Source organism: Streptomyces capillispiralis (assembly GCF_007829875.1).
Lineage (GTDB): Bacteria > Actinomycetota > Actinomycetes > Streptomycetales > Streptomycetaceae > Streptomyces > Streptomyces capillispiralis.
On sequence record NZ_VIWV01000001.1, the window covers coordinates 5555019 to 5577777 of the forward strand.

At 68.4% G+C, this 22759-nt stretch carries 22 protein-coding genes; 16 read left to right on the top strand and 6 right to left on the bottom strand.

The annotated features are described in order from the left end of the window. Positions 1 to 14 precede the first annotated feature (14 nt). From FHX78_RS24210 to FHX78_RS24230, 4 genes are all read right to left on the bottom strand, one after another. On the bottom strand, positions 15 to 1019 hold the full coding sequence (locus FHX78_RS24210) for a UDP-glucuronic acid decarboxylase family protein (RefSeq protein WP_145869518.1): 1005 nt from the start codon (positions 1017 to 1019) through the stop codon (positions 15 to 17). A 592-nt stretch (positions 1020 to 1611) separates the two neighbouring features. Then, entirely contained in the window at positions 1612 to 2136 is a 525-nt protein-coding gene (locus FHX78_RS24215; protein WP_145869519.1) for a GNAT family N-acetyltransferase, read from the bottom strand. Then, positions 2133 to 2984 (bottom strand): serine/threonine-protein kinase, encoded by an 852-nt coding sequence (locus tag FHX78_RS24220; protein ID WP_145869520.1) that lies wholly within the window; start codon positions 2982 to 2984, stop codon positions 2133 to 2135. The genes FHX78_RS24215 and FHX78_RS24220 overlap by 4 nt, the downstream gene beginning before the upstream one ends. A gap of 613 nt (positions 2985 to 3597) precedes the next feature. Further along, positions 3598 to 4014 carry a hypothetical protein gene (locus FHX78_RS24230; protein ID WP_145869522.1) on the bottom strand — a complete coding sequence of 139 codons (417 nt, stop codon included), beginning with the start codon at positions 4012 to 4014 and terminating at the stop codon, positions 3598 to 3600. Positions 4015 to 4626: 612 nt separating this feature from the next. Here FHX78_RS24230 and FHX78_RS24235 point away from each other — a divergent pair. From FHX78_RS24235 to FHX78_RS24245, 3 genes are all read left to right on the top strand, one after another. Continuing rightward, complete coding sequence (locus FHX78_RS24235) at positions 4627 to 6030, top strand: helix-turn-helix domain-containing protein (protein WP_167531838.1); 1404 nt, start codon at positions 4627 to 4629, stop codon at positions 6028 to 6030. Between the two features lie 63 nt (positions 6031 to 6093). Then, positions 6094 to 7092, top strand: a complete 999-nt coding sequence (locus FHX78_RS24240; RefSeq protein ID WP_145869524.1) for an asparaginase — start codon at positions 6094 to 6096, stop codon at positions 7090 to 7092. Between the two features lie 33 nt (positions 7093 to 7125). Continuing rightward, complete coding sequence (locus tag FHX78_RS24245) at positions 7126 to 7593, top strand: PPC domain-containing DNA-binding protein (RefSeq protein WP_145869525.1); 468 nt, start codon at positions 7126 to 7128, stop codon at positions 7591 to 7593. 40 nt (positions 7594 to 7633) lie between these two features. On the opposite strand, the gene FHX78_RS37585 is transcribed toward FHX78_RS24245, so the two are convergent. After that, positions 7634 to 8065 carry an HAD hydrolase-like protein gene (locus FHX78_RS37585; protein ID WP_229924056.1) on the bottom strand — a complete coding sequence of 144 codons (432 nt, stop codon included), beginning with the start codon at positions 8063 to 8065 and terminating at the stop codon, positions 7634 to 7636. Beyond that, positions 8065 to 8358 (bottom strand): hypothetical protein, encoded by a 294-nt coding sequence (locus tag FHX78_RS37590; protein ID WP_229924057.1) that lies wholly within the window; start codon positions 8356 to 8358, stop codon positions 8065 to 8067. Before FHX78_RS37590 ends, FHX78_RS37585 begins: the two co-directional genes overlap by 1 nt. Before the next feature lie 425 nt (positions 8359 to 8783). Between FHX78_RS37590 and FHX78_RS24255 the strand changes: the two genes are divergently transcribed. From FHX78_RS24255 to FHX78_RS24315, 13 genes are all read left to right on the top strand, one after another. Further along, entirely contained in the window at positions 8784 to 9797 is a 1014-nt protein-coding gene (locus FHX78_RS24255) for a helix-turn-helix domain-containing protein (RefSeq protein WP_229924058.1), read from the top strand. Between the two features lie 127 nt (positions 9798 to 9924). Continuing rightward, positions 9925 to 11211, top strand: a complete 1287-nt coding sequence (locus FHX78_RS24260) for an IS701 family transposase (RefSeq protein ID WP_425282235.1) — start codon at positions 9925 to 9927, stop codon at positions 11209 to 11211. 27 nt (positions 11212 to 11238) lie between these two features. After that, on the top strand, positions 11239 to 11475 hold the full coding sequence (locus FHX78_RS24265; RefSeq protein ID WP_229924184.1) for a hypothetical protein: 237 nt from the start codon (positions 11239 to 11241) through the stop codon (positions 11473 to 11475). Between the two features lie 109 nt (positions 11476 to 11584). Next, positions 11585 to 12025 (top strand): hypothetical protein, encoded by a 441-nt coding sequence (locus FHX78_RS24270; protein ID WP_145869526.1) that lies wholly within the window; start codon positions 11585 to 11587, stop codon positions 12023 to 12025. Next, positions 12025 to 12219, top strand: a complete 195-nt coding sequence (locus FHX78_RS24275; protein ID WP_145869527.1) for a hypothetical protein — start codon at positions 12025 to 12027, stop codon at positions 12217 to 12219. The genes FHX78_RS24270 and FHX78_RS24275 overlap by 1 nt, the downstream gene beginning before the upstream one ends. 212 nt (positions 12220 to 12431) lie before the next feature. Continuing rightward, positions 12432 to 13436 (top strand): hypothetical protein, encoded by a 1005-nt coding sequence (locus tag FHX78_RS24280; protein ID WP_145869528.1) that lies wholly within the window; start codon positions 12432 to 12434, stop codon positions 13434 to 13436. A 72-nt stretch (positions 13437 to 13508) separates the two neighbouring features. Continuing rightward, positions 13509 to 15038: an amino acid permease gene (locus FHX78_RS24285; protein WP_167531839.1), complete on the top strand. Its 1530-nt coding sequence runs from the start codon at positions 13509 to 13511 to the stop codon at positions 15036 to 15038. Continuing rightward, entirely contained in the window at positions 15038 to 16468 is a 1431-nt protein-coding gene (locus FHX78_RS24290; protein ID WP_229924185.1) for a glutamine synthetase family protein, read from the top strand. Before FHX78_RS24285 ends, FHX78_RS24290 begins: the two co-directional genes overlap by 1 nt. Before the next feature lie 32 nt (positions 16469 to 16500). After that, positions 16501 to 16998 (top strand): LuxR C-terminal-related transcriptional regulator, encoded by a 498-nt coding sequence (locus FHX78_RS24295; RefSeq protein ID WP_167531840.1) that lies wholly within the window; start codon positions 16501 to 16503, stop codon positions 16996 to 16998. A 133-nt stretch (positions 16999 to 17131) separates the two neighbouring features. After that, on the top strand, positions 17132 to 18016 hold the full coding sequence (locus FHX78_RS24300; RefSeq protein WP_145869530.1) for a phosphotransferase enzyme family protein: 885 nt from the start codon (positions 17132 to 17134) through the stop codon (positions 18014 to 18016). 133 nt (positions 18017 to 18149) lie between these two features. Continuing rightward, entirely contained in the window at positions 18150 to 19196 is a 1047-nt protein-coding gene (locus tag FHX78_RS24305; protein ID WP_145869531.1) for a phosphotransferase enzyme family protein, read from the top strand. 201 nt (positions 19197 to 19397) lie between these two features. Continuing rightward, positions 19398 to 21368: an ABC transporter ATP-binding protein gene (locus FHX78_RS24310; RefSeq protein ID WP_145869532.1), complete on the top strand. Its 1971-nt coding sequence runs from the start codon at positions 19398 to 19400 to the stop codon at positions 21366 to 21368. 145 nt (positions 21369 to 21513) lie between these two features. Then, complete coding sequence (locus FHX78_RS24315; protein ID WP_145869533.1) at positions 21514 to 22740, top strand: XRE family transcriptional regulator; 1227 nt, start codon at positions 21514 to 21516, stop codon at positions 22738 to 22740. Positions 22741 to 22759: the final 19 nt, after the last annotated feature.

A 22759-nucleotide genomic window follows, 5' to 3' on the forward strand; every position in this document is an offset into this window, starting at 1 on the left:
TGGTGCGTGTCGCGTCATCGTTCCCTCACTGCGGTGTCGTTGAGCTGCGCGGCGAACCAGTCGATGGTGGTGCTCAGGCCCTTGCGGGGATCGGTCTCCGGCTTCCAGCCGAACTGCTCCCAGGCGAGGGCGATGTCCGGTCTGCGGCGCTCCGGGTCGTCGACCGGGCGGTCGACGAACTCGACGGGTGCGGCGGAGCCAGTCAGTTCACGCACCAGGTGTGCGAGTTCCAAGACCGTGGTCTCGGCGGGATTGCCTAGGTTGACGGGGCCGGGGTGGCTGCCTGCGGCGACGGCGAGGATGCCCCTGACCGTGTCGCCGACGTAGCACAGGGACCGCGTCTGCGAGCCATCGCCAGTGACGGTCAGTGGCTCGCCCGCCAACGCCTGGCGGATGAAGTTCGGTACCGCTCGCCCGTCCTCCGCGCGCATCCGCGGCCCGAACGTGTTGAAGATCCGCACGATCGCGGTGTCGACACCGTGCTCGGCGCGGTAGGCGGTGGTCGCCGCCTCCGCGAACCTCTTCGCCTCGTCGTACACGCTGCGAGGCCCCACCGGGTTGACGTTGCCCCAGTAGGACTCCCGCTGAGGGTGCTCCAGCGGGTCGCCGTACACCTCGGAGGTGGAGGCGAGTACGAAGCGGGCCTTCTTCTCTCTGGCCAACTCCAGGGCGCTGAAGGTTCCCAGGGAACCGGCCCGAAGCGTCTGGACCGGCAGACGCAGGTAGTCCTGCGGGGAGGCCGGCGAGGCGAGATGGAGTACGAGATCGACTTCCCCGGGTATCGGGATCGCGTCGGTGACGTCGTGGACCATCAACTCGAACCGGTCGTCCAGCTGTCGGTGCACGACGTTGTCCTCCGTGCCCGTAAGGAAGTTGTCCACGCACACCACGTCGACACCGCTGTCGAGCAGCAGGTCGCACAGGTGTGAACCGACGAATCCACAGCCGCCGGTGACGACCACGCGGCGGAAGGGGGCCCGGTTCGAGTCCGGGCCGTGCCTCCGTAAAGAGGTACTCATAACGCCTCATTCCTCACAATGTGAACGAAAGTTGGCATGGCTGTGCCACACAGCAGATGTAGCGAGAAGTGCGACGAGCTCAGCGGCGTTCGGCAGGGCCGACATGCAGCCGCAGTGCCCGGTGAGCGCGACCAGGAGCAGGCTTCGGTCGGATTTCGCCGTTGTCCCTCAGCGGGGTTCGGCGACAGCCTGGTCAATCAATTCGACGACGACATCGTCATCGGCCTACCAGGCTTCACCCCGTCGCGCCGGAGTCCCCTGTGGCTCTATCGGCGTCGGCGACGAGTTCGGTCTGTGACCAGGCCGTCGTCCTTGACGACATCCGGGCCCGACCAGCCGTTGAAGCAGCGGTGTACGATGCAGCGTGCCACGCCGGCAGCGACCGGTTCGGCCGCCAGAGAGCACCGGAGCCGAGGCGTCCTTGTGGACTGCCTGGTGTTGAGCGTCAAGGTCATCATCTGGCCCTTGCCAGACGTGGTCCCTTGCCTACGCACGGCTTCACCTCCATGGGGGAGCCACCGCGAGATGCGGAGCACGCGCGGTTGGCCCGCACTCCACAATGACGGTGAACAGCCCTCCTGCTTATGAGTGTTTATGAGCGTGCTGTCGTCGCCCCGTCCGGCAGGCGTTCGCGCATGCGGACCGCGCTCCTGGCCCCCGGGGCGAGGTTCCTCATGTACGTGATGGCCTCCGCGGAGCGGCCGGTGCAGGTGAACCCGGACTTGATCAGCACCCGCCCGGAAGCGTGGTTGTCGGGGTGGTGCTTGGCGTCAACGGAGGCCAGGCCGAGCGTTGTGGAGGCGAAGTCGAGCACGAGCGCCACCGCCGTGGTGGCGTACCCGTGACCCCATGCGTCGTCTCGAAGGATGTAGCTGAGCGCCGCCGAGGTACGGGCGGGGCGTAGCTTGATCACGCCGACCAGGTCGTCAGCGTGATCGATGCCGAAGCAGTACAGCATCCGCGGCGTCGCACGACTTTCGGCGATGCGATCGGTCACCCAAGAGGCGGCGTTCTCAGCGGTCAGGGGCGCTCGCGGCAGGTACCTCACGGAAGCGGCGCTGTAGATGCGGCGGACCGCGGGTGCGTCGGTCAGGGCCACCTCGCGGAGCGAGATCACGGCTCAACCTTGAGCAGGAGCTCCGCCAGCTCACCGGCCGTGGGCCTGTCCTCGGGTACGGCAGCGAGCGCGGGCCGGAGGGCGTCCTGCAGCTCGGGCCACACGGCCGGTGCGAACGGCAGACGGCCAGTGGCGATCGCGTCTCGAACCCCGTCCGGGCCCGCGGCCTTCCGGTCGATACCCGCGGCCTTGTAGTCGAGCGGCCAGCCTCCCGAGGCGCACGTCCACAGGACACCAGCGAGGGCGTACGTGTCGCTGGAGCGCGTCGGCGTCACCGGACCGTCTCCGCGTGCGACGGCGGCAGCAAGTTCCGGCGCCATGAGATGCACGATGCCACCGCTGAAGCCGCTGACCGGCTCCTCGCCCTCACGCCAGGACCAGGCGAAGTCGATCAGGCGGACGCCCGCCGGGGTGTGGATGCCGTGGGACGGCTGGAGGTCGGCGTGGATCCATCCAGAGGCGTGCAGGTCGGCGACTGACCGGCACAGATCAGCGCCACCTCGGAGTGCGGCTTCACGTCCGCCCGTGCCCTCGCGAGTGGGGGTGAAGACCGCCCAGGTGGAGGGGCCGGTGAACCAGGGCGTGACGAGCCACGAGCCGCCGTCGTACGAACCGGAGACCGCCTCGTATTCGGCAAGACCCATGGCCGCCAGGGTGGTTGCCTCTCGCAGCGTGGCGGCCACACCGTCGTCGTATCCGATTTTCACCGCGACCGTGCCCTCGGGGCCGACGGCCTTCCAGACCGCGGAGCCACGCCGGTTGGTCAGCTCCTTCAGGTCGACAGTGCCGCCGCAGGCGGCTTCCGCGGCTGCGAGGGCTTCGGGGGGACAGGGAGGGAACGCGACCATGCCTTTACCGCCTGCCAATCGTGTGAGATTCGCTCGAGAACATCGCTCCCATCGTCTACCGCGACCGAGAGGGCATCCGCGAGATCAGGGGTGTCCTTCAGGAACTGAGGGTCGCGGGCTCTCACGGCGGGGCGAACAGGGAGGAAGGAACACGGGGGAGGCGGGATCGGGCGGCTTGATCTGTCGAGCCGCTGCTCGCCTCCCTGGAACTTCCCGAACATGACACCGACAGGGCCGTACAGGTTCTTCAGTGCCCAGTGCGGCCACGCCATCAACTCACGGTGTTCGACTCCTTGGACGTCCCCCAGGATGACGACGTTCTCACAAACGAGAGCCCCTCTCGGGCGAGCCGCGAGTGGACGAACCCACTCCGCGGCCTGCACTCCCGCATGGAACAGACCAGCTTCCACGGACTCGGGATCGCTGCTTGCGATCTCGTACACCGTCCAAGCCGTCAGACCGTGTCGTAGGGAAGGAGCGAGGTAGGGGCAATGCGCGGACACACGGTCGATGTAGCCCGTGATGTCCACGGTCCGCGGAGCCGTGGTACGTGCCTCGACCAGGCGGAGCGCCCTGGCACGGGACCAGGACGCTCCGGTCAGAGGGCCGGTCGTCATCCGGCCGCGAGTGCCGAGATCTTCGGTGCGACGTCGCCGCCGTCGCCCGGGATGGGGCTGCAGTCCCACTCCGCCCACACCTCGCCGGTCTCGCGGTAGCGCGCCATGGCCCGCTCGTCGAGCACCCCGTCCGCGCCGGTGAACCACACCTCGGGCAGCGGGCCGAACATCTCCACGTAGGCGTCGACCCAGGAGATCCGGCCGTAGCCGGTGTTCTCCACGTGGTTGATCAGCCGGCCGGCGCTCTGCGCGCAGAACTCCGCGTACTCGGGCTTGTCCAGGAGCTGGTGCCACTCGGCGTCGATGGCGGCCGAGAACATCTCGGGCGCGACCTGGCCGGCGTCGAACTGCCGAACCGAGACCTGGAAGAACTTGCCCAGCTCGGTCCTCTCGGGGGTCTGGACAGCGGTCACGCTGAACTCCTCTCATCTGGCGGAAGCGGTTTTGGCACGAGTGTCGGGAATCCCTCGGGACTGACTCCCAAGGCCGGTTGGCACCCGCCGTGCAGTTGATCGCGGAGACTCGGCGGGCCCCGCGCGGCTGCACCGACCGGTCAGGTCGCGGGCCCTCGGATGGCCGGCATCTCGTGGTGGAGACCCTTCCAGTTCGCACACATCGTGAGCGGACAGGTTGTCCGCAGGTTTCCGGAGCGAGGAGAGTTGACGGATCAGCATGTTGTGCTACGGGCGGCGAACCAACTGCGCGGATTCGGAGTGCAGTTGAGGGGTCCGTTCAGGAACCCGAGGAAGGGCTTTCAAGGGACCGGCCACCTTGCTACCGAGCTTCCGCTGCCGTGTTTGGGTGATCGGCCGACGCGGCAAAGTAGTCCTGTGAAAAGTTCGGCAGCTGGGGGATACGCCTGATCACCTAGGGGTGAGACCGGGATGGCTCGCGGGGTGGAGAGGCACTGTTCGGTGTGCCGTGCGACGCTCAGCCGATTCAACGTAGGACCGCAGTGTGGGCCCTGCCAGAGGGGCGGTGCAGTACCCCGAGTCGGACGTGAGTTCTGGGCGGAACCCGCAGTCGTGGCAGCGATCCGTGTCTGGGATTTCGGTGTGGTCGTGCGGCTCTTCCGGCAACACACCGGCCTCTCACAGGCAGCGGTCGCCCGGCTCGTCAACATCGACCAAGCCGAAGTGAGCCGGCTGGAGCGCGGCCGGAAGAAGATCCGCGACCGTCGCCAGCTCGCACAGTGGGGCGAGGCACTTGGAGTGCCTGACGGCCTCCTGGGACCGTTACCCGACGTCGACCGGCCGTTGTCGATGGCGGACAGCTTGGGCAACCACCTGACGCTTCCTGACGGACACGGGCAGCTCCTGCTGCCCGCCGGGCGGAACCTGCCACCTACGGCGCTTCCCACGCTGACAGGGCCAGTCGCCTCCTTACAGGGCGACGCTCTGCTTCTCGCGTCGAGCGGGGAGGCCGAGGCATGGAGTCGGATGCCGCTCAGGGCCCTGCTCGCCGTGCACCACAGCGGAGACGGGACACAGCGGTACTTCGTCACGGACGCGCGCGGGGGCGCCCGTGACGAAGCCGGAAGCCCCTTCGCCATTCCCATGGCCTACGAGTTCGACGACTTCACCTTGGGGATCCTCTGGGCTGCGGCAGGGTTCGACTCCACCATCCTTGGCGACGACGCGGCGCTTTACGGAGAGCTGGACCTTCCATCACAGGACTTGTCAGGAGTAGGCCGTCAGTCGGTCACTCTCGACGGCCTCACCGACGGCTCCCAGATGCTCGTCGGCTCGCGGGCATGCGCCCGGTTCATCCTCGACCAGCGCGACCAGCTGGGCGGCGATCCGGTCTTCTGGACCCGCGAACAGCGAGGGGAGGAAGCCGCGACCTGGCTGCTCTTCGAGCACAAGCACCGCTACCTTGAGCTGATGGCTCCCGCGCGAGCACACGACGGCGTTGGACGAGCCTTCTGCGTTCCCCACCAAGAGGTCGCCGCCTCGCCCAAGTACGAGCGCGTGTTGCTGTTCCTCGCGATCGCGCTGATGGAGTCGTACGGCATCACGACCTGGGTGACCGACGAGGCGGACCTCCAGCAGACGGAGGGCTTCGCGCTAGTTCCTGGTCACCGGGCCGCCATAGCGACCTGGGTACGCGCTGAATCCGCGCCCCAGACCGCTCTGACTTCCGGGGCGCGTTCCCTGCGGGCCTTCGCGGGCATCACGGGCCACGCGCGAGCACATAGCGTCACCATGGGATCGACTAGCAGGGAGCGCCTGGCGGCGACTTCGGACTATCTCGGCCTTGACCGAGCTTGGTTGACTCACCGCTGCGGACAGCTTGCCGCTGTGGGAACCACCGGCCTCGCCAGGCCACGAAGCCGCCATCTCAGCCTCGATGCCTTGGACCGGGCCTGCGCTTACGTGGCGGCCGAGTTGCGGTCCGAGGCTGGTGCCCCTGTGGGAGCGACCCGATAGCCTGCACGGAAAGATCTCCGAGGACGAGATCCAACCAGGCTGCGCGGATCGGAAGTTGGGGCGATGGCAGGCGTGACACGAACGGTGGCTGTCTACTCTCTCGGCGGCACCATCGCCATGACCACCGACCCGGCGACCGGAGGAGTCGTGCCGGCTCTCTCCGCCCATGACCTTCTGGCGGCTGTCCCCGGCCTGGATGGTCACGGCATTGACCTGCGCGTGCACGACTTCCGCCGGGTGCCCGGTGCCTCGCTCACCTTCGACGACCTCACGGAGCTCGGCACCGAGATCGACAAGGTCCTCGACGGCGGCGACGTCGACGGGATCGTGATCACACAGGGCACCGACACCATTGAGGAGACGGCGTTCTTCCTCGACCTCCGCCACGGCCACAACCAGCCGGTCATCGTTACCGGTGCCATGCGCAACCCCACCATGGCCGGCCCTGACGGACCGGCCAACCTGTACGCGGCCGTTGTCGCGGCAGCCGACCCGCAACTGCGTGGAGCCGGGGTGCTGGTCGTCCTGAATGACGAGATCCACGCGGCACGGCATGTCCGTAAGTCCCACACCACCAGCCCTGCCGCCTTCGCGTCACCCGGCGCCGGACCCATTGGCCGGATCGCGGAGGACCGGGTACGGCTGGCTTCCCCGTTGCCTGATCGACTCGGTCCCCTGGCACCGGCTGTCCGTGACCCACGAGTGGGCCTTTACACGGTCAGCCTCGGCGACGACGGCACGCTGCTTGAAGCCTGGTCCGGCCAGTGCGACGGGCTCGTCGTCGCTGCCTTCGGCGTGGGACACGTCCCACAGCGACTCGTCGAGAGCCTCGAACGGCTCGCCGTACGTGTTCCCGTCGTCCTCGCCTCGCGCATCGGCAACGGCCCGGTCCTGACCAGAACATACGGTTTCCCCGGGTCGGAGAAGGACTTGATCAGCCGAGGGCTCATCCCGGCCGGCGACCTCGGCCCGTATCAGGCCCGCCTCCTGCTCCAGGCCTTGCTCGCCCAGGACGTGGCCCGCGAGAGCATCGCTGAGAAGTTCGCCGTTTTCGCGCGCTGATTCCGCACGTCAGCCACGCCCGAGAGGACCCGCATGCGTGCCCATGAACTGACCATCGGCCGGACGTTCGGCGTCACCTTCGACCACGGCGAGGACTTCTTCGACGCGCTCTCCACGTTCTGCCGTGACCAAGGAGTGCGGCAGGGCTACATTCCCTCGTTCATCGGTGCGTTCGCCGAAGCCGAGATCGTCGGCGCCTGCGAGAAACTCGAAGACCCGGACGCCCCGGTCTGGGCCAAGACGTATGTCACCAACGTCGAAGCCTTCGGCGCTGGGACAATCGCCCACGATCCGGAGACGGGAGGCATCCTGCCGCACATCCACGTCTCCGCCGGGCTGAAGGCACAGTCGGCCGACGGCCGTACCAGTCACCTCCTGAGCGCCAAGGTCCAGTTCCTCAGCGAACTCTTCATCGTCGAAGTGGTCTCACCGGCCATGACCCGGCCTCGAAACCCTGACATGTACGACGTGCCACTGCTCACCTTCGGCGCTCCGGAGTGATGCCCTCGTGGATCGATGAACATCCGGCTGATCCTGCCGGTCAGGAGGAGAGGAGTTCCGCGATCGCGGTCTCCAGTCCTTCCATGTCTTCCAGAGACCGGAGAACGACGTCCGCGCCGGCGCGTTCGAGTTCCGCTGCCGACGTCGTACCGGAGGTGATGCCGATGACGGGGACGCCGCCTCCGTCCCTGCCGGTACGTACGTCCTCCAACGAGTCCCCGATGATCACCGTGTTGGAGCGGTCGAAGAGGACGCCGTACTTGGCCTGGGCTCGCTTCTGCGCGATGCCGACGAGTACCGGGCGGTTTTGGTCATCGGACGCGTAGCCGCCGATCTCGGTGTCCAGGAACGATTCGAGGCCGAAGGCCGCGAGCTTCAACATGGCGTTCGCTTTGAGGTTGCCAGTGACGACGGTCGGTATGAGATCCGCCCGACCCTGAACCGCCCTCAGTGCCGCCACAGCCCCTGGCATCAGCTTTCCGTGCTGTCGGAGGTCTTCTGTGTGGCGGCCAGCCGTTTCGGCAGCAGCTCGACCATGAGGGGCAGCAGCTCCGAGACCCGGTCATCGGGAACACCGTTATCCAGGAGCATCGCGCGGATGGCCAAAGGCATCGTGACTCCGGTGCCTCGGGCCGGCAGGCGTTCGACCGGGTACCCGACGATCTCCGCGAAGGTCTCGCGATAGACCTGCCGATCGATCTGGCCGACGTACAACAGGGTGCGGTCGATGTCCCACAGCACGAGGGACGGTTCGGCTTCTGTCACTCCCGACTCCTTGCCATCCACCAGGGCGGCACCCCCCTGTGGTCGCGAGCGTACGGGGGTTGGGACCGACTCGGCATGCCCGCGTAAGCGCCTGGCTACTGTCCGCTGCCGGATGGTGAAGGCGGCTTTGCGGTACGCGCAGGATTCGCGCGGACAATCTGTCCGTAGGTAGTTCGGAGCCTACCCCTTGACTGGAGGGCCTCGACCCCACTCACCTTGCGCCCTATTGGTGACGAATTGCGCCGCTTCGACTGTGTAGTCGGAGGCCGAGGAGTGAACAGCGAGGTACGTCACGCCCGTTCGGTGGCTCCACGCCGTGGGCGCGCGGCCATCGGCTCTGTTAACAGTTGGCGACCAAGGGCGCAGGCTTGGACATTATCCGTACTCTGATCGAAGTGCTTCATCGCGAAGGGACAGCTCGACCGATGAGTGAAAACCTGACACTGGGAGACCGTCTCCGCGTCGCTCGCAGGACACGGAAGCTGTCCGCCGCCCAACTGGCACAGAAGATCGCCGTCTCCCCGAGCTACGTGCAGAAGCTGGAGTCGGGTGCGCGTAAGGCCTCGCCCTCGCTGGTGCTGGCGCTCGCCAAGGCGCTGCGTTTCGGGCCCGAGGTCCTGACCGGCCAGCCGTACTACGGTGAGCCGGAGGCGGAGGACGGCGTCCACGCCGTCATACCCGAGCTCCGCCGCCTGCTGCTCTGCTACGACAGCCCCGACGACCTGGAGATCGCCCCGCGGGCGCTTCCGGTGCTCGCCTCGGAGGTCGACCAGGTGGCGGCCCTGCGCCGTGATGCCCGGTACGCCCCGATGGGCCCCCTGCTGCCGCCGATCATCACCGAACTGACCCACGTCGCCCTCGGCGGCGACAATGGCGACCGGGCCAAGGCCTTCTGGCACCTCGCGCGCGCGTACCGCGCCGTCAACTCCCTCGCCCACAAGATGGGTCACCACGACCTGTCGAACACGGCGTTGGAGCGCGTCCGTTGGGCGGCGGACCGCTCCGGTGATCCGCTGCTGCAGTTCACGGCCGGCTACCTCGTCGCCGGAGCGATGCTGCGCCAGGGCGCGTACACGCCGGCACGCCGCAAGCTCCTCGGGCTGCGGACCGAACTTGAGCGGCTCCAGCCCGAGCGCTCCTTCTCGGAGGACGCGCTCGCCGTCGACGGCGCGCTGCTGCTGAAGCTGGCCGTTCTCGAAGCCCGGGAGAACAACGCCGATCGCGCCGACGACTACCTGCGGGAGGCGGAGCAGGTCGCCGCCATGGCAGGCAACCGCGACTCCCTGGCGTACGAGATGTCGTTCGGCCCGACGAACATCCGCATCCACGAGGTGCACGCGATGATCGACACGGGCGACACCGAGCAGGCTCTCGCCCGTCTCACCGAATGGTCCTCGGTTCCCGGCGGCGAGTGGGCGCCGCCTAGTACTCCAGTCTGACTTCGCGAGCTTGCAGCGGGTCCGGCTGGGAATGGGTACGGCCACCGCGTGATCATCGGTTGGTGTGTGGACAAACGAAGATCGTGCGGTGGCCGCGGGCCATAGCGTAGACCCTGCCCGCTGGCGGATGATGTTCGACCAGGTCATGGCCCGGATCGCGGGCCGGTTCGGCCGGGTCGAGCCGCGGGCGAGTGCCCGCGCCTATCTGCTCGGGCTGCTGTCGAAGGCGGAGCGGAAGAACTGCTGGCAGCTGGCCGAACAGGCCGGCCTGGCCCGGCCGGGGCCGATGCAGCGGCTGCTGCGTTACGCCCGCTGGGACGCCGATGCCGTCCGTGACGACCTGCGTGCCTATGCCGTCGACCATCTCGGCGCCGACGGCGCGGTGCTGATCGTGGACGAGACGGGCTTTGTGAAGAAGGGACGCTCCTCGGCGGGCGTGCAGCGGCAGTACACCGGCACCGCGGGACGCATCGAGAACTCCCAGGTCGGCGTGTTCCTCGCCCTGGCCACCAGCCGGGGCCGGGCCCTGATCGACCGCCGGCTCTATCTCCCCGAGCACTCCTGGTCCGATGACCCCGAACGCCGCCGTGCGGCCGGGATACCCGAGACGGTGCAATTCGCCACCAAGCCCCGCCTGGCCTCGGAGATGATCGCCGCCGCGCTGGACGCCGGGGTGCAGGCACCGTGGGTGACCGGCGACGAAGCCTACGGCCAGGACCCCCGGCTCCGCGCCGCCCTGGAGGCCCGCGGCACCGGCTATGTGATGGCCGTCGCCTGCTCGACGACAGTGACGATCAACCAGGGCCGCACCCCCGTCCGCGCAGACACCGTCGCCGGCCGCCTGCCCGCCACGGCCTGGCAGCGGCACAGCGCGGGCAACGGCGCGAAGGGCCCGCGCCACTACGACTGGTCCTGGATCCACATCGGCACCGGCGAACACCGGCACCTGCTGATCCGCCGCAACCGCACCACCGGGGAACTCGCCTTCTACCTGTGCTGGTCACCCACCACGGTCGCCCTGGCGGAGCTGGTCCGTGTCGCCGGCGTCCGCTGGAGCGTCGAGGAGTGCTTCCAGGCCGCCAAGGGCCAGGTCGGCCTCGACCACTACCAGGTCAGGCACTGGACCTCGTGGCACCGGCACATCACCCTCGCCATGCTCGCCCTGGCCTTCCTGGCCGCCCTCGCCGCCGACGCGGCACCGAAGCGGCCCACCGATCCCCACCGCCCAGCCCGCAGCAGTGAACAGATCTCTTTGACCGTCCCGGAGATCCGCCACCTGCTCACCGCCGTCTTCGGCCCACCGGCCATGACCGCTGCCAGGCTGCTGCAGTGGTCAACCTGGCGCAGGCGCCACCAGGCAACAGCCCGACACAGCCACTACCGACGTCGATCCGTCGGCAAACGTGCTGGATAGATCACGAAACCGCACTGGAGTACTAGCATGACCGTCGGCGAGCGTTCGAGCCACCACTTCATCGACGTCGCCTCTGCGAAGCTCGCGGAGAACGACCGGGAGGGTGCCTTCGCGGACCTCAAACGCGCACGGAAGGTCGCGCCCAACCACACGCGGTTCCACCCGTCCGTTCGCGAGACGACCGCCGCGCTGCTCAGGATGGACGCCCATCCCTCCAACGAGCTTTCCGCATTCGGTAGTTGGACGGGCATTGGCACAACCTGAGTCTCTGTCAAGGACTTTGGCGAACGGACCCCACGGACAGACTGTCCGCGCAGGGCACCTTGCTGAATGGAATGGTCTCTTCACACGCAGTGGTGAGGAGGCCTTTTCCATGTCCGACGACAATCCCGCAGCCCGCGCGAACCCGCCGCGCTGGATGCCTATCGGCGAGGAGCCCGAGCTGTGCTCGGCGGGCGAGTGGTGGGATGCCGTACGTGCCGTGGAGGACGTCGGCCGCCGCGCGATCGAGATCCTCGGCGAGGGTGACGAACCGGTCGGCCCGGTGATCCTGGACCACGGAGGCCCGGAGCCCCGGATGTACTTCCTGGTTCCCGTGGGCACTGCGGCCCGCTGGGAGGAGCCGGGCACCGTCGCGCTGGGGCAGAAGTGCCACGTCGTCGTACCGTCCGCCGAGAGCACGACGCCTCCGGGGATGCACTGGCACGTCTTCCCGCAAGGCCCGCGATCGCTGACCTCTCCGGAAGCTCTGTGCCGCGCGCTGTGCCAGGCCCGTCGGGAGCGGCGAGGGCCCGCGGAGGAAGCGGCCTCCTGATGGCTTTGAGTATCTCCTTCGTGCTGGTGCTCGGCATCGTCGTGGTCGTGCTGGTCCGCAGCAAGGCCGTGAAGCCCGGGCCCGCGATCGTCTGCGCGCTCTTCGGGTTCTTCCTGGCGAGCACTTCCATGGCCCCGAGCATCAACCGGTTCATGACCAGCATCGCGGACATGATCGGCCAGATTCGCTTCTAGGCAGCCCGACCCGGTGCCCGACTCGGGCACCGTTTCGCCTCCCAGCGGCGGTGCACCCACCAACTTCGTGGCCCCCCAACTCGCCTGAGGCCCCCGATGACATTGACGTTCAACCCAGAGCGCACGACGCCACCTCGCACAGTTCGAACACGCCGGACGAGCGGCCTCGAACTCGCGTTCCGCCACCGTTCCGTTCACGGCGGAGGACTCTGATGCGCCTCGTGTATCACCCCGCCGGCCACGACGACGACCTGGGCGTGGCCCTGGTTGAGTTGCAGGCCGGCCGCTGGAGGACGGCACGGCAACTGCTGCTGGCCACGGCCACGCATTGGGCACTGCGAACGTCACGCACCCAGCTGCTGGCGGTGGCAGCCGCCCGGTCGGATGTTGTGGGCGTGTGGCTCGACGAAGAGCCCGGCAGCTACGACGCGCAGTTGATGGGTGCCCGCGTGGCCGTCGAGCGGGCGCTGCGCGCGCACAGGCAACAGCATCCACAGACGCCGGAGTTCGAGTTTCGGGCTCGGCGTGATGCGCTGCTGGCGGCTCGTCGCGCGCCGCATGATCCCGTGCCCTGGGTGTGCCTCCTGGCTCTGGCGCAGATCGACACCCGGCAGCTGCGCCAGGAACACCGCGTGAACCCCGGCGAGCCGATGCTGCCCAGCGGTCCGTGGGGGCTGTTGTACGAGGTCAACCGGCGTGACCCGTACAACCGGGAGGCCTACCACAGGGTGCTGCAGTTCATGCTCTCCCTGGATGGCCCGCCGGGTGCCTCCCTGGCCGCGGTCGTCGACTTCGGTCGGTCCGTTGCCTCGCAGCGGCCTGTCGGATCGTCTCTGCTGCTTCTGCCCGCGTACGCGCAGATCGAGCAGCGACGGCGATCGCGCGTCGATCCGCTGTGGCGGCGGCAGTGGGCGCAGGAGTCGACGCTCGACTACACGCTGACCGCCTTCCACGACTGGTTCCGCAAAACGCACGGCGAGCAGCGCTCAGTGGCTGACCTGAGCCTTCTTGCCTACGCGTTGTGGGCCGGCCACCAGTATCTGGAAGCCGCCGAGGTGTTCGAGGCGATGGGCCCGTACGCGGCCCGCGAGCCGTGGGCGTCGGTGCATGAAGGGGCCGTAGGGCCAGACCCGGGTGAGGCGCTGCTCCTTCGAGCGCGCGCCGAGTCCCTCTCCTACGCCCGTACCCGTGGGCCGCGCGCCGGGCCGCACCCGTAACCGGAGTCCGCTGCCCACCCGCATTGGCATGAACCTGTCCATCTGTTTCTCTCTGAGCTTGGAGACTGACCTGTGTCTCGCTTGAGTCCGTACCACCGTGCGTCGTCCCGAAAGTCCGATGACGCATACCTGCGGGAGCTCGGCTACGAGCCTGTGCTGACCCGGCGCATGGGGCCGTTCGGAAACTTCGCGATCTCCTTCAGCGTCATCAGCGTCCTGTCCGGCTGTATGACCCTGTACGGCTTCGGCCTGAACACCGGCGGCCCGTCGGTGATGCTGTGGGGATGGCTCGTCGTCGGTGCCATGGTGATGTTCATCGGTGCCGCCCTCGCCGAGGTGACCTCCGCCTATCCGACTTCCGGGGCCCTGTACTACCAGGCGGAGCAGCTCGGCGGCCGGAAGTGGGGCTGGTACACGGGCTGGCTGAACCTGCTGGGCCTGCTCGGGGCGATCGCCGGCATCGACTACGGGGCCGCGCTGTTCACGGGTGCCCTGTTCAACCTGCAGTGGGGATTCGAGCCGACGCCGGGCAAGATCATGGTGATCTTCCTGTGCATCCTTGCCCTGCACCTCGCCCTGAACCCCTTCGGGGTCCGGCTGGTCAGTATCCTCAACAGCATCAGCGTCTGGTGGCACCTCGGCGGCGTCACGGTGATCGTCGGCGCTCTGGCGATCGTCCCCTCCCACCATCAGTCCTCGGACTTCGTGTTCGGTGAGTTCGTCAACAACACCGGCTGGAGCCCCCTCTACGCGGCGGTGCTCGGTCTGCTGCTGGCCCAGTACACGTTCTGCGGATACGACGCCTCCGCGCACCTGTCGGAGGAGACGACCGACGCGCAGGTGTCCGCGTCCCGCGGGATCATCCACGCGATCGGCTGGTCGTGGCTGGCCGGGTTCGTCCTGCTCGCCGGGCTCACGTTCGCGATCCAGGACTACGCGGGCACCGTGGGCACGGCAACGGGGGTGCCGCCGGCGCAGATCTTCCTGGATGCCCTGGGTGTGGCGGGGGCGAAGGCACTGCTCCTGGTGGTGATCATCGCGCAGTTGTGCTGTGGCAATGCCGAGACTGCCGCGGCCAGCCGGATGGTGTTCGCGTTCTCGCGTGACGGGGCGCTGCCGGGCTCGCATCTGTGGCGGCAGGTCGACCGCCGTACCGGCACTCCGCGCATGGCCGTGCTGCTGGCGATCGTGTGCGCCGCACTCCTGGCCCTGCCGAGCCTGTACAGCCCGGTGGCGTACGCGGCGATCACCAGCATCAACGTGGTCGGCATCACCCCGGCGTACGCGATCCCGATCTACCTGCGCATCAAGAACCGGGACCGCTTCCGGCCCGGCCCCTGGAACCTCGGCAGCTGGGGCGTGGCCGTCGGCACGATCGCCGTTGTCTGGGTGGTGTTCGTGACGGTGCTGTTCTGTCTGCCGCAGACGCGCCCCGCCAGCGGCGGCCTGGTGTCCGTGGAGACCTTCAACTACGCGCCGATCGCTCTGCTCGTCGTCCTCACGCTGGCCTGGGCGTGGTGGCGGAAGCAGGGCAGCTCGTACGAAGTGCCGGCCCAGAACTTCGACCGCTCGGCGGCCACGTACGCAGACGAGGTCGTCTGATGACGAGAACCGCGAGCGGCAACGGCACCGTCGCACGCCTGGCTGCCGCATCCGTCCCCGAGCCCGGCGGGCGCTCCGAGAAGGCTTTCTCCCTGTCCGACCTGCGGAACCTCGTCAAGGCGGGTGCCATCGACACGGTGCTGCTCGCCGTCCCCGATCTGCAGGGGAGGCTGAAGGGGAAGCGTTACGACGCAAACCACTTCCTCAAACGCGTCGCGCATCACGGCGCCGAGGTGTGCGCCTACGTCCTCGCCACCGACATCGACATGAGCCCGGCGGACGGCTTCGCCCTGACCTCCTGGGAGACCGGCTACCAGGACCTGTCCGTTCAACCGGCCCTGTCGACTCTGAGCGTGGTGCCGTGGCTGCCACGCACCGTTGTCGTACTCGGCGATGCCGTCCATCACGACGGAACGCCGATCGACATCGCACCCCGACAGATCCTCCACCAGCAGCTGACCCGCCTGTCGCGGCACGGTCTGCACCCCAAGGCGGGGATCGAGACCGAGTTCGTCCTCTACAAGGGCACGTACGAGGACGCGGAACAGGCCAACTATCAGGGCCTGAGGCCGTTGACGACGGAGAACCTGGACTACGCCCTCGACCACGACCCCGTATCCGACCGGTTCCTGCGCCGTCTTCAGCGGGCGCTCGCTGGCGCGGGGATGCCCGTGGAAGCGATCAAGACCGAGGCCGGCCCTGGTCAGGTCGAGGTGACCTTCCCGTACGGTGGCGCGCTCACCGCGTGCGACCGGCACCCCCTCTTCAAGCACGCCGTGCGCACCCTGGGGCTGCGCGCCGGTCTGGCACCCACGTTCATGGCGGCCCCGGAAACCGGCCGGGCCAACGGCCTGCACCTGCACGTCTCGCTGTGGTCGAAGGCCATCAGTCAACTCAACGAGTCCGGCAGCGAGTACGGACTGTCCCAGATCGGTCAGCACGCCATCGCGGGTCTGCTCGCTGGCCTGCCCGAGTTGGGCCCGTTCTACGCCCCCAACGTCAACTCCTACAAGCGGTTCACGCGCGGCTCGTTCGCGCCGACCACGTTCACCTGGGGCCGCGACAACCGCACCTGCGCGGTCCGCGTCGTCGGTCGCGGTGAAGGGCTGCACCTGGAGATCCGCGTGCCGGGCGCGGACGCCAACCCGTACCTGGCGCTGTCGGCGGTACTGGCGGCCATCGACCACGGTCTCGAGCGGAAGCTCACCCTTGGTCCCGAAGCGACCGGCAACGCCTATCGCGCAGGTGGGATCCCGGTGCCGCCCACCCTCGGACCGGCTCTGACCGCCTTCGAGAACAGCGTCTTCGCGCAGAAAGCCTTCGGCGCCGGTGTGGTCGAGCACTATGCCCGTCTCGCCCGCCTGGAACTCGCCCACGACGAACACCTTGTCACCGACACCGAGCGGCAGCGATGGCTGGCTCGCGCCTGACACGCCCCGCCCCACAGAAAGGCCGCACAACCGTGAGTGCCCGCCCGACCCGCCCGCCTGCGGCCCTTCCGCTGACACCCGCACAGCTCCGGATCGCCCAGAAGGTCGCGGAGGGCGAGAACACCCACGCGATCGCCTCCGAGCTGTCCATCACCGTCGGCACGATCAACGTGCAGCTGAAGCACTGCGGACAGAAGCTCGGCGTGCGAGGCCGGGCCGCCGTCGTCCACGCCTGCTTCGTCACCGGGCAACTCCAGCGTCCCGAGACGACCGCCTTCCCGGAGGCTTTCTCGGAAACGGAGATCGAGACATGGCGGATGGTCGCGATCGGTGCGACGTCACAGGAGTTCGCGGACCGGGCCCGCATCAGCCGTGACAGCGCGCTGGCCCGGGTCAGGGCCCTGCGGGAGCGCGTCAAGGCCGAGAACGACCCGCACCTCGTGACGCTCGGCTGGAGCTGTGAGGTGCTCGACGAGTCCCTGACCGAGATGGCCTCCGGGACCGTCCTCCGCGTTCCGACCCTCAGATGACCAGCTCAGGCCGCATTGTCAGTGCCCCCTGGCAAGCTACCCACCCACAACAGGACACTGAGCGCATCCGACCCGTCACCCATCGTGGCGCGGTCGGAGGGCTCGGCGAGCGGAAGGGCGCACCGTGACCGACATGCCCAGCGCACTACACCACCTGGTGGAGTCGGTGACCGACACGTACACGGTGGTCGCCGAGCACCCCCGGCCCGGCGACATCCGACCTTCCGTCTGGGAGATCAACGGGCCTGATGGCAAGAGGTGGTTCGGGAAGGTCCACGCGGGCCCGAAGCTCCACCACCGCGAGGTGACCGCGTATCAGAAGTGGACCGTGGCCATGGGCGCTGGCCGTGTACCCGAGTTGGTCGCCGTGGACCCGCAGACGCGTACTGTCCTGATCACCGCCGTGCCCGGACGTAGCCTCGACACGCTGTGTCTGCCGGCCGAGCAGGAACGGGCGGCCTACGAGCAGGCCGGCGAACTGCTCGCCCGGTTCCACACCGCAGCAGCCGACGAGCCGACGCCGGAAGCAACGGAGGAGGCGTGGGACGAGGCGGTCGCCCAACTGCTGGACCGGACGGCGGCGTACGCACCGGAGCACGACCTCGCGATGGTGCGCACGTTCGCCGAGGAAGCTCCTCCGAGCCTGCCCCAGGTATCCCAGCACGGCGACTACATGCCCAAGAACTGGATGTGGGACGAGACCGAGCAGCGTCTGCGGGTCATCGACTTCGAAAGGGCCGAGTTTCGGTCCGCCGCCTACCGGGATCTGAGTCGGCTGCGCTACCGGATTCTGAGCCACCGCCCCGACCTCAACGCCGCCTTCCACCACGGATACGGCCGCCCCCTCACCACGGAGGAACTCGTCGCATGCCGGGCGTACGGGGCACTGGACGCCCTGGACTCGCTGAACTGGGGGATCAAGCACCGCGACGTCGGTCTGGTCGACGAGGCGCACATCATGCTGGAGAACCTGCGTCTGGAGACCCGCAAGCAGGTGTGGGTCGGGTGGCGTACGTGAACGTCTTCGCTCGAACCTCCGCGGCTCCGCGCCTGTTCGGCGTTCGTTGCGATGACTTCGAACTGACCGTCACCAACACCCTCACCGTCCTCACGGCATGCCGTCCCTCCGCACACGAAGGTCGGTGATCTGTATGGACGAAACAGGCTGGGGCGAGACGTTGACCGCCGACGTGCTGGAAGACCGGTACGGGCTGGTCGCCGACATCGTCGAACCGGTGCACATGGGCACGGACACCATCAACCGGCGAGTCCTGACGGACGACGGGCTGCGGCTGTACGTCAAGCAGTACCCGTCGATGGCCGACCTGGACGAGGCGCGCAACGCGTGGGACATGTCGGAATACTGTCGGGCCGCGAAGCTCCCCGTTCCGCGGGTGTGGCCCGACGCCAACGACAATCTGGTCACCATCGCGGGAGGCAGTGCGTGGGCCGTGGTCGACGAGGCTCCCGGTCGGGTGAACCCCTCGGCGATGACGGTACCCCTCGCCGAGCACATCGGCGTCGTCATGGGACGCATGCACCGTGCGCTCGCCGCGTACCCGCTGCCGAAGCGCGTGCAGCAGACCCGCTGGCGGACCGAGCCCGTCGAGGACGCCGCAGCGAAATGCGACGCCGTGCTGGCCAGAGCCACGAGCCAAGGCCACGACCGTCTCGACCAACTGCGCCTCGACCTCGACCAGCGGCGTGAGGACCTGCGGACCCACATCCACCAGTTGCGGGAACATCTGCCCGAGACCCTGGCGGAACAGGCACTGCATGCGGATCTCAGCCGCACCAACCTGATCACCCTCGCCGACGCAGTCACCGGCGTCATCGACTTCCGCTGCGCCAGCGCGATGCCGGCCTGGGAGTTGGGGCGGGCGGCGTTCGACCCGCGCACCGTCGCCACCAGCACCGATTGGGCCGCTTGCGCCCTGGCGATGGCCAGGGCCTACCACTCGGAGCACCCCAGCCTCCCGATGCAGGAGGTGCGGGCATGCGCCCGGATCGCGCTGCTGTACATGCTGTTCAGCTTCTACGGCGCCACCACCGCCGAGTACGACCTGCCGGGGGAGGCGGAGGCGGATCTGAAGCGGCACTGGCACGAGCGTCAGATCGCCATCCGCCGCCTGCTCAGTGACCTTGAGGACCTCGAAGACGAGCTCAACGGCCTTGAGGCGAGCGGAGGCACGTCGTGACCATCCAGCACCTTCCGACCGCGCTGAACGAAACGGCGGACGAGCAACAGCCTCAACCACGAACGGCACACAGGGGGACGTCTTGGCGTATCAAACCGTGATCGGTCCGCACCTGGTACTCATCCGCGAACAGCGTGATCCGCTGGGACTCCGTACGCCCTCCCCGGCCGGGCACCGCGTGTCGGCGGAGGGCTGGAGCCGATGACAACCATCCCGAAGCCCACCGCGACAACCGCGCCGACCGGCGAGGCGGAGGTCTCGGATGAGGAACTGAAGTTCGTCATCCCCGGGGACCGCCGTATCGAGGCCGCCAACGCGATCACGACCCGTGCGATGGCCCGACGACTGCCCCAACTGATCCGCCGGTCCCTCGCACTGGGCTGGCAGGTCGACCGCGCCGCGGTCATCGCCCTGCTGGGCGTGCAACTCCTCTCGGGGGTGCTGGAAGCGTTCGGGCTGATGGCAACCACCGGGGTGATCAAGCCGCTGATCGCCTCGCAGCACATCAGCGGCGACCAGCTCCGCTCCGCCGTACCGTCCCTCGCCGTCCTGTCGGGGGCCATCGGTCTGCGCGCCCTGCTGGGCATCGCCTCCACCGCGCTGTCGGCCCGGCTGGCCCCGCGTATCGCCCGGGAGGCCGAACTCGAGCTCCTCGACGCGGCGACCAAGGCGGAACTCGCCGCGTACGACAACCCCGGATACAACGACCGCTGGGACGCGGCCGACCGCGGAGTGGAGGTCTCCAGGGACCTCCTCACCGAAGCCCAGTACATCCTCGGCGCCTCGGCATCGCTGATCGCCTCGGCGTTTGTCCTGACCGCCGTGCACCCGATCCTTCTGCCTCTGCTCCTCCTGGCGGCCTTGCCGAAGGGCGTGGCCAGCGTGCGGGCGGCGCGCATCAGCTACATCGCCTCGCTCGCCACGACGAAGGACCGGCGGCTGCTGGGCATGCTGCGCTGGTACGTGGTCGACAAGCAGACCGCCGACCAGGTCCGCTCCGGCACCATGGCGCCGTTCCTGCTCGACAAGTACCGCACGGCCGGGGCGCGGATCGACAGGACCACCGACCAGGCCACCTGGCGCTCGGCCAGGATCTCCCTGCTGGGCGGGGTCGCGGGAGGACTCGCCCACGCGGTGGTGTGGGTGGCCCTGGCGCTACTGGTGTTCACCGGGCAGATCTCGGTCGCCGCCGTCGGCACCGCGTTCCTCGCACTGGGCCGCGTCAGCGCGGGACTGGACGGGATCGTCGGCTACGGGGCCCAACTCTTCCGCACCGGAATGTACTTGGACGACTGGGCGGACTTCATCGACGAAGCCGGCGGGCATCGCATCGACCGCGGCTCTCAGGCGCCGGCCGCCCCCACCGTCGTACGCGCCGAGAACATCACCTTCCAGTACCCCAGCGCCGACCGGCCCGCCCTCGACGACGTCTCCTTGGAGGTCCGGCGCGGCGAAGTCGTCGCGCTGGTGGGCGAGAACGGCTCCGGCAAGACCACCCTCAGCAAGATCCTGTCGGCTCTGTACCTGCCCGATCAGGGAGCCGTTTCCTGGGACGGAACCGACACCCGGGAGCTGGACGCGCATGCCACCTGGGAGCGTGTCGCCGTCGTACCGCAGGCCTACGCGTGCTGGCCTCTGTCGGCGCGAGAGAACATCACCCTCGGCCAGGCCACCGAGCAAGGGGACGCCGCAGTGCTCGCCGCGGCGCGTGCCGCAGGCGCAGACGAGGTCATCGACGGGTTGCGGAGCGGGCTGAACACCCTGCTGGCCAAGGAGTGGTGGGGTGGGCAGGAACTGTCCGGCGGACAGTGGCAGAGGATCGCGCTCGCCCGCGCCTTCCATCGGCCGGCCGGACTGCTCGTCCTGGACGAACCGACCGCGGCCCTCGACCCAAGGGCCGAGCACCGCATCTTCACCGGGCTGCGCCAGCTCGCCGCCGACCGCGCCGTCGTCCTGGTCACGCACAGGCTCACCAACGTGACCATCGCCGACCGCATCGTCGTTCTGGACAAAGGCCGCGTCATCCAGCACGGCACCCCCGAGGAGCTGCTGGCCCAGCAGGACGGCTTGTTCCGTGAATTGTGGGATCTGCAGAACGAGCGCACCGGCCGCGTACCCGCACCGACCAATTCAAACGAGCACGTCGAGCCAAATCAGTCTGCCCTGTTCTGAGCAGGCGGTGCGGATAGGAGATCCGCGAGATCGGGTTGGCCGACGGCGGGCGCATACGTCTTCGAGTGCACAGTGCCGCGGCGCCGTTGGCGGCCCGGACTAGAAAACAGTTGCAGTGAACTGTTCACTGCGATTTGCTAGGGGCATGGCGCAGTCCATCTCTCCCCAGGCACTGGTACGCCAGCGACTGTTCAGGGACATGAGCGTGGAGGAGCTCGCTGAGGCCGTCGGTGTCACGTCACGTGCCGTGCGCCACTGGGAGACGGGAGCACGGGCCGTTGGCGATCGGGCCTTCGGACGGCTGCTGGAGGTGTTGCACTGTGATGCTCGGGATTTGACGGGCAACGAGCCAGGCACCGAGACCCTCGCGGACCTGCGCCGCGTCGCGGGCATCAGCACGGAAGAGGCCGCCTCCGTTCTGCGGCGTAAGCGGGGCGCACAGGGTCTGCATCTCAGCGCCGAGAAGATCCGGGACCTGGAACGCGGCCGTCACGTACGCGGCTGGATGTGGCGCTCGCCCGAAACCCTGGGGCAGGTGGTGCGCATGCTTGCCCAGGTCTACGGGGTTCCTGTCCGGGTGGTGATGGACGCCTGGCACCGCAGCCGCCCGGAGGACCCCCTCCCGGTACTTCCCGAGAGACAGCCGCGACGGCCGTCCGAGGAGTCGATGACTGCCTGGCAGGCTCTCAACGCCCGGCAGCGCACCTACCTGACCTGCATCTTCCAGCAGGACCAGGAGGCCGAGGCGGAGCAGCGGCAGAACCGCTACGCGGGAGCGCGGCGCCAGCCAGCAGTCGAGTGGCGGCGCATGACACTCGCCCTCTCCGCCCCGTCCGACGTCGTCGGCTACACCCGCATTCAGGAGCGGCTGCGCGAGGCCGGGGTGCATGATCCGGGAGCCGGGTCTTCTGTGGCCGCTCTGGAACGACGGGGCCTGATCCGTGTGTACCGGGACCGGGTACACCTCGACGGACTGGGGGACGTGCCCCGCACCAGGGTCGAAATGACCCGGCGTGGCAGGGCGGTGACCCGCACAGCGCTGGGTGTCTCCCGCGAAGCCGGACCGCCGGCGCCGCTTCTGTCGCCGTGGTTGTGGAAGATCATGGTCCGTGTCGCACGCGCTGGGGCACAGGGAGTGGACGGCAGTCTTGCCGGACGTGGACCGCACTACCTCGCGGTGGGGCAGAGCCCCGACGGGCGCACCCCGAGCAGGGGCTTCATCGTCCTACGACACCCTGACGGCGTGACCCACGGCCCGTACCGGTGGCTTCTCACCGACTCCGGCCGGCGCCATATCACCGACCACCTCGACGCCTACCGTGCTCTGTATCCCGGCATCGACACCCAGGGGTTCGAAGGCATATTCGATTAGGGCCTTCAGGGGAGGGCCA